8 protein-coding genes and 3 pseudogenes are annotated in these 12,066 nt (G+C 31.9%); 2 read left to right on the top strand and 9 right to left on the bottom strand.

What is annotated here, in order from left to right; all coding sequences use genetic code 11:
• Window positions 1-274: 274 nt before the first annotated feature.
• Entirely contained in the window at window positions 275-910 is a 636-nt protein-coding gene (locus tag SB773_RS25345; RefSeq protein WP_410592882.1) for an FMN-dependent NADH-azoreductase, read from the bottom strand.
• Window positions 911-1,085: 175 nt separating this feature from the next.
• Window positions 1,086-1,403 carry a winged helix-turn-helix transcriptional regulator gene (locus SB773_RS25340; RefSeq protein WP_002114595.1) on the bottom strand — a complete coding sequence of 106 codons (318 nt, stop codon included), beginning with the start codon at window positions 1,401-1,403 and terminating at the stop codon, window positions 1,086-1,088.
• Between the two features lie 768 nt (window positions 1,404-2,171).
• Between SB773_RS25340 and SB773_RS25335 the strand changes: the two genes are divergently transcribed.
• Window positions 2,172-2,645: a MarR family winged helix-turn-helix transcriptional regulator gene (locus tag SB773_RS25335; protein ID WP_410592879.1), complete on the top strand. Its 474-nt coding sequence runs from the start codon at window positions 2,172-2,174 to the stop codon at window positions 2,643-2,645.
• A gap of 317 nt (window positions 2,646-2,962) precedes the next feature.
• On the opposite strand, the pseudogene SB773_RS25330 reads toward SB773_RS25335, so the two are convergent.
• Both SB773_RS25330 and SB773_RS25325 read right to left on the bottom strand, forming a co-directional pair.
• Window positions 2,963-3,604, bottom strand: a pseudogene (locus SB773_RS25330) (recombinase family protein); the annotation flags it as partial.
• A 62-nt stretch (window positions 3,605-3,666) separates the two neighbouring features.
• Window positions 3,667-4,310, bottom strand: a pseudogene (locus tag SB773_RS25325) (IS6 family transposase).
• Between the two features lie 98 nt (window positions 4,311-4,408).
• On the opposite strand from SB773_RS25325, the gene SB773_RS25320 reads away from it, so the two are divergent.
• On the top strand, window positions 4,409-4,534 hold the full coding sequence (locus SB773_RS25320) for a hypothetical protein (RefSeq protein ID WP_410592877.1): 126 nt from the start codon (window positions 4,409-4,411) through the stop codon (window positions 4,532-4,534).
• A gap of 450 nt (window positions 4,535-4,984) precedes the next feature.
• On the opposite strand, the gene SB773_RS25315 is transcribed toward SB773_RS25320, so the two are convergent.
• The 5 genes and pseudogenes from SB773_RS25315 to SB773_RS25295 form a co-directional block, all read right to left on the bottom strand.
• Window positions 4,985-6,445 carry a glycoside hydrolase family 1 protein gene (locus SB773_RS25315; RefSeq protein ID WP_410592875.1) on the bottom strand — a complete coding sequence of 487 codons (1,461 nt, stop codon included), beginning with the start codon at window positions 6,443-6,445 and terminating at the stop codon, window positions 4,985-4,987.
• Between the two features lie 155 nt (window positions 6,446-6,600).
• Window positions 6,601-8,028: a 6-phospho-beta-glucosidase gene (locus SB773_RS25310; RefSeq protein WP_410592873.1), complete on the bottom strand. Its 1,428-nt coding sequence runs from the start codon at window positions 8,026-8,028 to the stop codon at window positions 6,601-6,603.
• 112 nt (window positions 8,029-8,140) lie between these two features.
• A complete protein-coding gene (locus SB773_RS25305; protein WP_410592871.1) occupies window positions 8,141-9,997 on the bottom strand; it encodes a beta-glucoside-specific PTS transporter subunit IIABC in 1,857 nt (618 codons plus the stop codon).
• A gap of 237 nt (window positions 9,998-10,234) precedes the next feature.
• Window positions 10,235-11,068 carry a BglG family transcription antiterminator LicT gene (licT, locus tag SB773_RS25300; RefSeq protein ID WP_410592884.1) on the bottom strand — a complete coding sequence of 278 codons (834 nt, stop codon included), beginning with the start codon at window positions 11,066-11,068 and terminating at the stop codon, window positions 10,235-10,237.
• Between the two features lie 209 nt (window positions 11,069-11,277).
• A pseudogene (locus SB773_RS25295) lies at window positions 11,278-11,987 on the bottom strand (IS6 family transposase).
• Window positions 11,988-12,066: the final 79 nt, after the last annotated feature.

Raw genomic sequence — 12,066 nt, 5'->3', positions numbered from 1 at the left:
CTATTGAATTTGGAACTAAGGCTGCTTAATGAAAAGACACCTAATCTATTACTGTCTACTTGACTGGGGTAAGACCATTCTACCGGAGCCATCTTTTTAGTGTCCACTATAAGGGCTATAATTATAGTCCTAAAATAATCTGAGTAAACGACTGAAAATTATTTTAGTGGATTAAGTTGATGTACAAAATACTATAGAGCGAGATAATATTGTGGGATGAATTAGATATAAGGTAAGTTAAGAAAAGCCTAGGAGAGTTTTTAGATTGAAATATTTAAAAATATTTAGCAACTTCTTTAGCTCTAATAATAGCTTTTTCCTTAATTTCTTCAGCCTGTCCTGGAAATTTGTTATGTCCTTCGACAAATATTCCTTCAAAGAAAGAGGTTCCAAAGAATTCCATCATAACCTCTAAATACCGATGCCCCATCTCTCTATGTGCTTCTGGTCCTTCAGAATAAATATCGCCACGTGCTTGAATGTGCAATGCTTTTTTACCTGTTAATAATCCTACTGCTCCTTCTTTTGTATACTTAAATGTTTTTCCTGATACAGCCACGGCGTCAAGATATGTTTTTAAAATGGCTGGAATAGAGAAATTCCACATTGGAGTGACGAATACATACTTGTCAGCTAATACAAATTGTCCGCCTAATTCAGCTAGACGTCCTACTTTTGATATTTCAATAAGTGTTAATTCATGTAAAGGAATGCCAGATCTAAGTTTCTTCCACCCACTAAATACATCAGCATCAAGATATGGAATATCTGCTTTGTATAAATCAAGATGAACAACTTCATCATGGGGGTTTAATTCTTTATAGGATTTAATAAATTCTTTTCCAACTGTCAAACTGTATGATTCAGTATCGTCAAGTGGATGCGCTGTAATATAAAGAAGATTTGCCATTTGTTTCTTCCTGCCTTTCTAAGATGAGATCAGTTATTACTTTAGTATGAAACAGTGTAATTTTTTTAATATGAATTGTCTACTTATTGAATTGAGTGACTATATTTTTTAGGAAATTGCACTTCATCTTTTCTTAGTATGTATTTGATTTATGTATTTGAGAGGACCTTTTTAATTACTCTTTTATCCAACTTTCGGCCCATTGACTAATTGGTCCAAGAATTTTTCCTAATTCTGTTCCTTTTTTTGTTAGTAAATACTCTATTCGTACAGGGCGTTCCGCAATCACGTGTCGCACTACCATATCGTTATCCTCAAGCTCTTTCATTCTTTCTGTAAGCATACGTTTACTTAAATCTGGAATCATTGAATGAATTTCACTAAAACGTTTAGGACCACTCATTAGTACATAAATAATTAATCCTGTCCATCTTTTTCCTATTAATTCAAAGCTTTTTTCTATTTTAGGCCCTATGTCTCGTTGTTCATCCATTTCTCATACCTCCGTATAGATGATTTGTAATCTTTTATTCTCTGTGCATTTATTGTAATCACATAAATTATATCAAATAAATAAAATAATTCCTTTATTTTAGTAGGAAATTATAATTAATTGGATATTTAAAGTAACCTGTATATTTTTGTAATGAGGAAATTTTTTTGAAAAAATCGATATTTTCATCATGTTATTTCTTATTAATATGTAATTTTAATGAGCTTTTATGTGAGTAAATATTTCTTAACGTACAATTACCTTAAGGATATTGCGGTTACATAAAACAATCCAACTTACTAAAGGTTACCTTTTGTAATACAGCTGTTAAATTTTTGAATATTTGAGTTCTATTACTGTTTATAAAAGAAATTTTATTGTATAAGACATAGAGAACGTTCTTTTAGTTTCTATAGTAGTTTAATTTCATGAATGTTATATTCATTTAAGTTGAAATGTATGTTCATTTCTATGAGTATCCGTTTTTTTTAGATTGATGGGAGTGTTTTTGTTTGTATATATGTGTACTTATTATGTTAAAAGTTTAGAATTGCAGAATGGAGAAAAGGCTAAAAGTTATGGAAGTAAAGGAAACAAACTTATTGAGAGTCTTATTATTTCCAGTTTAAAAATAATGTGTTGCTTTAAGTGGGCCATATTTCTTTTATAACAAAAACAACATAGTGAATTTGATTGATTATGTTGTTTGTAGTACAATGGAATCCAATAAAGTCAACTGAATTGACTTTATTGGAGGAGGTTTTATGTATGAATCATCAAGTATTTAGTGAATTAGATCTTACATCACTTTTGTCATTATCCTTTAGTACATCGATTAATGAACTACATGACAGATTGAGTGAATTGGGATTCGGAGATATTAGACCTATACATGGTTTTATGTTTAAATACATCACTCCTAATGGAGCAACAGGTATTGAACTAGCTGAATATTTAGGAATTACAAAGCAAGCTGTAAGTAAAATGGTGGGTTTTCTTGAAAAAAGTGGTTATGTAATGCGTAAAACTCATCCCACTGATAAGAGAGGGAAAATTATTGTTTTGACTGAACGAGGTTGGTTAGTAGTGCAAGCAAAAGAGAAGATACTAACTGAGATTGAGCAACGTTGGATTGAAAACATAGGTGCTGAACGAATGCAAATGCTCAAGGAAGATTTAACAAAATTAGTTTATGAAGCAAATGAAGGTAATTTACCATTGAAGTTTAGACCTGTCTGGTAAATATAGAGTGCCTCAAGATCTTAACTTGATGCATGCCCATCAAGTTAAGATCTTATAATACCCCTATAACAAAAAATTTGTGCATTTTGCTTGTTTTTATTGTTTTGGGTTAACTCGTTCTTTTTAGCCTAATGGCAATGGGGCAGGATTCCAAAATGAAAATTCAATTCATTTTTTGCTTGGAGAAATAATGATGATTAGGTAATAAAAACGAAATCAATATAAATAGAGAAAAGAAGATACCTGTATGTAGTTATCTTCTTTCTTCATTAATGGGTATTTTTAGTGATGCTGTTATATAGAGATGAGTTTTATGTTTATATTTTAGTATGTAATTCCACGACAAATTCATCTTTTCTTTGCCAGCTTTTTTTTCTTAAATATGTTACCTTTTCAAGCACTGACTTAAGAAGGCGGTTTTTCTTTTCTATATCTTCAGTCGCATAGTATGATTCTAATACATTTTTAATTTTGGGAACAAACTCATGTATATGTTTTTCTTTTTCTAATACATGCTTAATTTCATGCTCAAGTTGTTCAATTTCTTCAATTTCTTCTTGGGTAGTTTTTAAACGTATTATAATAGATTTTTGTCGTTCTAAAAAAGTCTCAATATCGTATACGCCCTTCTCCAATAAATCATGGAGTCTATTTTTTTGCTTTTGTAAATCGTTAATTTGTTTTAATCCATCCAGTATGTGCTGTTCAACAAGTGCCAAAGAAGCCCCTTTTTGGACTCCTTTACACGATGGTTGTACACAACGCACTTGTTGAGGATTGGGGCGATCTTTCCGGGGTTGATAAAGCATGGAATGACCACATAGTTCGCATAATAAGATGCCTGCCAATGGATTGGAAAGTTTTTTTGTTTTTATTGTTGGTGGTCTCCAACGTTTGCTATGAGCCATATTGGCTTTTTGAAATAACTCTTCTGATACAAGTGGAGTATGAGCATGATCGGGTTCTGGTGCAAAAAGATGATAAATAAAAAAGAATCAAGGATTCCTAACGGAATCACCTGTTAAGCAGTTAATCCAAACAGCTGATTGATAAAAATATTCTGATTTTGGACGGACTGGTCCTGCAAATCAATTTGTTCTTTTTTGACCATATGCATGGCTTCAACACCACTCAATATAGAGGCTGATGTTTTGTATGATTTAAATATTTTATCCTTCGGATTTTGGTGCCTATTGGTATCCTGTTTTCTTTCTTCAACTGTTCGATAGCAATTGGATGAGCAGGGTTCTTATCAACCGTGATGATACGAGGTTTTGAGACATGAATAGACCGCAAGGCTTTGTTGAAGAATCGCTCTGCAGCCTTATGATTTCTAGATTTACTCAAATAAAAGCCAATCGTGTTTCCTTCAGAATCAACAGCACGATATAAATACATCCATTGTCCTTTTACTTTTATATATGTTTCGTCCACTCTCCATGAGTTATTCGTTTATTTGAGATGACGTCGAATTCGTTTATCAAACTCCGGTCCATATTGATGTACCCATCGCATAATAGTTGTATGAGCCAGGAATAACCCTCGTTCCTCCATCATTTCCACCAAATCACGAAAGCTTAAGTTGTACCGTAGGTACCAACGTACAGTTAACAAGATGATGTCTGGTTGATAATGTTTCCACTTAAATAAATTCTCCTTTTCCATACTGATCACACACCTTTTATAGAGTAGTACTATCAGTATTTCCAAGTTTGATAGACATTTTCATCTACTTCAAAGTTTTTGCACCAGAACCTTTTTAGATGCTATCTTGGCTTCAAAAACAGGCATGGTGGATTAGTCTTCTTATTACTTTATCGGTAGCAGTTTTCCCAAGTGCTTTTGTTACATTAGGACAAACCGCTATAGAATTTGTTACTGGCTATTGATTACCAATAAGTATCGTAGTAATCATCGGTTTACTAGTTGTTTTAATAATTCTAAATACCAAAAGAGCTTCCACGTAAATTTGGAAGCTCTAATCCCGTTAAAAATACTTAACTATATAAGTATAGAGAGAATAACTATCGGATTAACAAATAGTACATTTTTTAATTGCAAATCAAATCGTTGCATTTAAAATAAAGATGTTTAAGAATTTTAGTTATCTTATATTCCATTAAAGAGAGCTAGCTAATATTTTTAGGTATTTATTAAGGTTTAAATGCCTAAATTCCGCTGAAGTAACTCCCTAGATTGGATCAAATAAACGGTTAGGAGAAGATTAAAAGGATGTTCCACAGATGTTGCTACATCACAAAAAAACAAAACTAATTATTCTAAATAGCTAAAGATTAATAAAAGTAATATTCAACTTTTAAATTTTAAAATCTGAATATTTATAGTTCCTCTCCATTTGAAGAAATAACATTTTTATACCAATAGAAACTTTTCTTTCTACTTCTTTCTAATGTACCATTTCCATCATTATCCTTATCAACATAGATAAATCCATAACGTTTCTTCATTTCTCCAGTACCTGCACTTAAAAGGTCAATACATCCCCATGGAGTATAACCCCATAATTCAACGCCATCAGCAATAGCTTCCTTCATTTGTTCAATATGAACTTTTAAGTAATTAATTCTATAATCATCATTGATTGTTCCGTCAGCTTCAAGAGTATCAACAGCACCTAATCCATTTTCAACAATCATCAGTGGAATTTGATATCTGTTGTAAAGCTTATTTAATGTTATTCTTAATCCCTTAGGATCAATTTGCCATCCCCACTCACTTGATTCTAAATAAGGATTTTTTATTCCCCTTGATAAATTACCACTAGTAGTTTCTGCATCTGGATTTTCACTTACGCAACTTGATGAATAATAGCTAAATGTATAGAAGTCAACACATCCATTTTTTAGTATTTCTAAATCTCCTCCTTCCATTTTAATCTCTATATTATTTTCTCTAAAGTAACGTTTAGCAAATCCTGAATACTTTCCTCTCACTTGTACATCTGCACATAAAAAATTATTAAACTCTTCCTTTTGTTGTGCCAATAATATGTCTTCGGGACTACAAGTATATGCATATTGAGTAACATTAGCTACCATACAACCAATTTTAAAGTCTTTATTAATTGAATGACCTAACTGAACAGCTTTTGCACTAGCAACAAATTGGTGGTGTAAAGCTTGAAAACATTCCTGTGCATGATTATCTTCAAACCCACTAAACTTTACTTCTTTAACTTCTTGGAATGATAATCCAGCACCTACAAAGGCTGCTGCTGGTCCATGTGTTAATATGTTAATCTCATTGAATGTTAACCAATACTTAACTACGTCTTTATATCTTGTGAAAATTGTTTCACAATATCTTAAATAACAATCTATAACTTCTCTACCTAACCAACCATTGAATTTCTTTGTTAAACCATATGGTGTTTCATAATGAGAAATTGTTACTAATGGTTCAATGTTATATTTCTTTAATTCATTAAACACATTTTCATAGAACTTTAACCCTTCCTCGTTAGGTTCTAAATCATCCCCATTAGGGAAAATTCTTGTCCAGTTTATAGACATTCTAAACGTTTTGAACCCCATTTCTGCAAAAAGAGCTATATCTTCTTTATATCTATGGTAAAAATCAATACCTTCATGACTTGGATAATATGTACCCTCTTCTATTTCAGTAGTTATTCTTCTAGCAGAATTATAATTTCCACTTGTTAGCATATCTGCTGTACTTAAGCCTTTCCCCCTCTCTCTGTAGCCACCTTCGAATTGATTTGCAGCAGTAGCACCACCCCATAAAAATCCTTTTGGAAAACTATTGAAATTATTATTCATATTTTACCTCCTTAAAATCTGTTACTTACTTAAGAGTTTATTAAGACAATATTGTCGACATTATATGACCCTAGTAAAAAACATTCTTTGGATAGGATCACTTTATATAAAAATAGCTAAAGACTACTAAAAATAAATTTTAACTTTTACATTTTTTATAGTTCCTCTCCATTTGAAGAGATAACATTTTTATACCAATAAAAACTTTTCTTTTTACTTCTTTCTAATGTTCCATTTCCCTCATTATCTTTATCAACATAGATGAATCCATAACGTTTTTTCATCTCTCCGGTTCCATTACTAATTATATCTATACATCCCCATGTGGTATATCCAATCATTTCAACCCCATCAAGAGTAATTGCTTTTTTCATTTCACTAATGTGCTGTCTTAAATATTCAATTCTATAATCGTCATTAATAGAACCATCTTCTTCAATGGTATCAACTGCACCAAGTCCATTTTCAACACAGAATAATGGTAAGTTATATCTATCATAAAGATTATTTAGTGTTATTCTGAATCCAATTGGATCACTTTGCCAACCCCACTCTGAAGCTTTTAGGTAAGGATTCTTTAATCCCTTAATAATATTGGCTCCTGTAATTTTCTTACCATCATTATTTACACTTAAAAGTACACTAGTGTAATAGCTAAATCCGATAAAATCTACAGTTCCATTTCTTAAAATTTCCTCATCATCGTCTTCCATAACTATTTCAATATCATTATTATCCAAGTACGCTTTCATACTATTCGGATAATACCCTTTTGCTTGAACATCACTAAAGAAATAATGTTTATTCAAAAATTGATTCACAGTAAAAATATCCTCAGGATTAGAAGTTTCAGCATATGCTAAAGGATATACTATCATACAACCAATTTTAAATTCTGGATTAATTTCCTTTCCAACAATCACAGCCTTAGCACTAGCTACTAGCTGATGGTGGGCTGCTTGATACATAACTTGTTCTTCATTTTCATATTCTTTTATTCTAAGTCCTGCTGGTCTAAATGGGTGGCATATAACTGCATTAATCTCATTAAAAGTCATCCAGTGCTTAACTTTATCCTTATATCTATTAAATATGACTTTACAGTAATTAACATAAAATTCTACTACTCTTCTATCTCTCCACCCACCGTATTTATCAACTAATGCATAAGGCATTTCATAGTGCGATATGGTAACAACTGGTTCTATTCCGTATTTTAAACATTCACTGAATAAATCATCGTAATACTTTAACCCCTCTTTATTCGGCTCATTCTCATCTCCATTAGGAAATATTCTACTCCATGCTATTGAAGTTCTAAAACACTTAAATCCCATTTCCGCAAATAATGCTATATCTTCTTTATATCTATGATAAAAATCTATAGCTTCATGTGATGGATAATATTTACCCTCTATTACATCTTCAGTATACTCACGCGCGACGTTTAAAGTTCCTGCTGTTCCTACATCAGCAACGCTTATACCTTTTCCTCCAACATTCCAAGCTCCCTCGCATTGATTGGCCGCTACAGCTCCACCCCACAAAAATTCTTTTGGAAATCTATTCATATTATTATTCATATATATACCTCCTTGGAAATTAATCTATTAAATACTTAAGATTTTATAAAGTCAATATGGTCGTTATAACATAACCCTAGTAAAAAAAATCTTTGAATACGATCACTTTTAGCTATAATATTGTTAGTATTGTTTTTCCATATTCAACACTTTTATTATCAACTGGTAACACATCCAAATAATTATCCGTATTAGTAATTACTATTGGTGTGATAACATCATAGCCCTTAGATTTTATTTTTTCTAAATCAAATTCTACTATTAAATCACCCATACTAATAGAATCTCCATCTTTAACATAGGCAGTAAAATGTTCTCCACCTAACTTAACTGTATCTAATCCAATGTGAATTAATATCTCAACTCCATCTTCTGAAGTTATTCCTATAGCATGTTTAGTTCTGAATATAGTTGTTATTTTTCCATTTACAGGTGAAACTACTTTACCTTCTACTGGCTCAATAGCAATTCCTTTTCCTAGAATTTCGCTAGCAAAACTTTCATCATTTACTTGTGATAAAGGTCTAACTTCACCAAATAATGGGCTTGATATATTAACTTTATTCATAAGTCTTGTTTTTTCTTCTTTATTTTCTCCGATAATTTCTTGTACTTCATCTTCATTAACTGGATCTTCAAATCCTAATATCCAAGTAACAACAAATGTAACAACAAAAGATATACAAACTGCGATTATTATATTAACTATATTTGACATTTCAGGACCTATATATACCGCTAACTGTGGAAGTCCCCCCCCATTAGGTGTATAAGACTTAACAGCTGTTAAGCCAGCATATAAACCACCACTAGCTCCTCCGATCATTACAGCGTAAAGTGGTTTTTTCAATTTCATAGTTACACCATATAATGCTGGCTCTGTAATTCCTAATAATGCCGTAATACCTGTTGATGTACCTAATTGTTTTAATTCACTATTCTTTGATTTGATTCCTACGCAAATTGCTGCAGCGCCTTGAGCAACATTAGATACAAGCATACCTGGTATAATAGTTTGATATCCTTGTGATGCTAATTGAGCAAATAATGCTGGATATAAACTATAGTGCATTCCTGTCATTATTAATAGTGGAGTAAATGCTCCCATTATTAATGGTAATACCCATGAAGCTTTACTATCTAAAAATAAAATTCCACTTGCTAAAACTTCTCCAACTACATTCCCTAAAGGTCCAATGAATATCAACGCAATTGGTGTCATAACTACTATAGTAAATAGTGGGACGAATATTAATTTAATTGTTTTTGGAACAAATCTTTCAAAAAATCTTTGTACATATGCCATTGCCCAAACTATTAAAATAATAGGCACAACTGTTGATCCATACTTAGCTAATGTTAGAGGTAATCCTAAAAATTCAACTGGCTTACCAGCACTTACTAAGGCTGAAAAATTCGGATGTAATAAAATCCCTCCAAATATCATTGCTAGATACGGTGAACATTTAAACTTAATTGCCGCTGTATATGCTATTAATATTGGCAAGAAGTAAAATGCTGTATCAGCTACAAAACTAAAAACATAGTAAGTTTGTGAATCGGTAGACATAATTCCTATTGCTATGAAAAGTGATAAGAAAGCCTTTAATAGACCGCAACCAGCAATAGCAGGTATTAGTGGGACAAAAATCCCAGCTACAACATCAAAAATTGCTGAAGTCCCTTTTGGTTTATTTTTATTATCTGTTGCCGAACCGTTTTGAAAATTACCAAGCGTCATTAACTCCTTATAAACGTTAGAAACATCATTTCCTACTATTACTTGAAACTGTCCTCCATTTTCAACAGCTCCAAAAACTCCTTTAATCTGTTTGACCTCATCCTTATTTACTTTTGAAGAATCCTTAAGATTAAATCTAAGTCGTGTAGCACAATGAGTTACATAACCTACATTTTTAACTCCGCCAACTTTCTCCAAAATTTCAACTGCTATTTTTTTGAAATCCATAAGTGGTCCTCCATTTAAACTAATTTATAATAATTACGAATTAAACATTTTTTCTGATTTAGCAGTTACCATCCTAACCTACTTCTTAATTGAATATAATTCACATAATATTCCCCACCTTTTAAACGCTAAAAAACCTAAGTTCATCATGTAAACAAACAATAATAGAATGTTTGTTTACATGATGAGCTTAGGTTTTGCCTACTTGCCAGTTACAACCCTAACAAATTCTTTATATTATTTTTTTTGAACTACTCTTTCAATATGAATCGTTAAATAAATCATTTCTTCATCCGTTAATTCATAAGTGTAAGAATTCTCAATAAATCTCTTAACTTTCTTTGAACAATTATATGCCTCTGGGTATTTTAACTTTATTACATTACGCAAGTCATCATCTGGTACACTGTTGTAATGATTGCCCTTGACTAAACGTTGTGCGAAAAACTTTAGATGTGTAATAAAACGATAGAATATTAAAGATTTCTCGTTAAAATCAACTTTAAAATGATACTTAACTATCGTTAGAACTTCTTGCATAACCTTAGTCATATTTTTTACAACTGGCATCTCTTCATTTAATTCAGCATTAACAATATGAAGGGCTAAGAACCCTGCTTCATCTTCTGGTAAAATCACACCAAATTGATCACATATCATATTTAATGCTTCTAATCCAATCTCATATTCATCTTGATATAATTGCCTAGTCTCCCATAGTAATCCATTTTTAATGGGTAAATTATTTTTATATCGTTGAATTGCAAAATGGATATGGTCCGTTAAATGAATGTAAATGCTGTCATTTAACTTCTTTCCCAATTTCATTTTTGCATACGCAATTATCTTTTCAGATATTTCCATATATTCAATTGGCATATCAGAAATTAATGTTTTAAACTTTTTCATAATATCTTGGTTTTCCAAAGTGAAAATTTTATCGATTTGTTCCTCGACAATCTGATCTCCAACATGTTTTTTAAACCCAATCCCACGCCCGATGATAATGATTTCTTGTTTGTCTTTTATAGAAATAATCGCATTATTATTTAATATTTTTGCTATTTTCACTTTATCACCTCCAACAATAGAAACAGGCAAAACCCTACCTACTTTCTGAGGTAATCGGTTTTGCCTGTTTTAACAGTTACAATCCGTTCTGTATAAGCTTTCCTTTATTCTATCATATGACTTTTGGGTTAGCAATATATTTTTTCGGTTCTAGTGCAAAGATAAAGTAGACAAGAATATAGCGCATATATTTCTAGCGGAATTGTATTTTATGCTGTTAGCCCAAACAATTGATGGATGAACTCTTTCTGATTTTGGACAGACTGATCCGGTAAATCAATCTGTTCTCTTTTAATCATATGCATGGCTTCCACGCCACTCAATATAGAAGTTGCAGTTTTAAATGATTTAAACCCCCAACATAGGACGCACGCGTTTCTTAATAAAACGATGATCTTGTTCCACTATATTATTGAGATATCTAACTTGCCTTATCTTTATGCCTTGGGGCATATGTTTCTCTTCTTTCAACGCTTGAATCGCTACAGGGTAGGTAGGGTTCTTATCTACTGTTATCACACGAGGTTTAGAAACATACGAAAAAGCCAAGGCTTTCTTGAAAAAGCGCTTGGCTGCTTGTTTATCTCTTGATTTACTTAGATAAAAAATCAATTGTATTACCCTCTGAATCAACTGCACGATATAAGTACACCCATTGCCCTTTTACTTAAATATAGGTTTCATCAACTCTCTACGAATCATTTGTTAATTTAAGATGATGTCGTACTTTCTCTTCTAATTGAGGTCCATATTGATGAACCCAACGTATAATGGTTGTGTGAGCCATTGATAATCCTCTTTCCTCCATCATTTCCACCAGGTTAAGGAAGCTCAAATTGTACCGTAGGTACCACCTTACTGTTAATAAGATTAGTTCAGGCGGGTAATGCTTCCATTTAAACAAATTATCCTCTTCCATACTGATCACACACCTTTTATAGAGTAGCACTATCAGTATGTCCAAGTTTGATAGACCATTTTCATATACTTCAAAGTTT

Source organism: Bacillus sp. SIMBA_074 (assembly GCF_046534555.1).
In the GTDB taxonomy this organism is placed as follows: domain Bacteria; phylum Bacillota; class Bacilli; order Bacillales; family Bacillaceae_G; genus Bacillus_A; species Bacillus_A mycoides.
The sequence above is the reverse complement of the archived record's forward strand: the minus strand, read 5'-3'. Positions and strand labels throughout refer to the sequence as shown.

Excerpts from the sequence above, each read along its gene's own strand:
- SB773_RS25345 (WP_410592882.1), bottom strand. The coding sequence starts at position 910 with ATGGCAAATCTTCTTTATATTACAGCGCATCCACTTGACGATACTGAA.
- SB773_RS25340 (WP_002114595.1), bottom strand. The coding sequence starts at position 1,403 with ATGGATGAACAACGAGACATAGGGCCTAAAATAGAAAAAAGCTTTGAA.
- SB773_RS25335 (WP_410592879.1), top strand. The coding sequence starts at position 2,172 with ATGAATCATCAAGTATTTAGTGAATTAGATCTTACATCACTTTTGTCA.
- SB773_RS25320 (WP_410592877.1), top strand. The coding sequence starts at position 4,409 with ATGCTATCTTGGCTTCAAAAACAGGCATGGTGGATTAGTCTTCTTATT.
- SB773_RS25315 (WP_410592875.1), bottom strand. The coding sequence starts at position 6,445 with ATGAATAATAATTTCAATAGTTTTCCAAAAGGATTTTTATGGGGTGGT.
- SB773_RS25310 (WP_410592873.1), bottom strand. The coding sequence starts at position 8,028 with ATGAATAATAATATGAATAGATTTCCAAAAGAATTTTTGTGGGGTGGA.
- SB773_RS25305 (WP_410592871.1), bottom strand. The coding sequence starts at position 9,997 with ATGGATTTCAAAAAAATAGCAGTTGAAATTTTGGAGAAAGTTGGCGGA.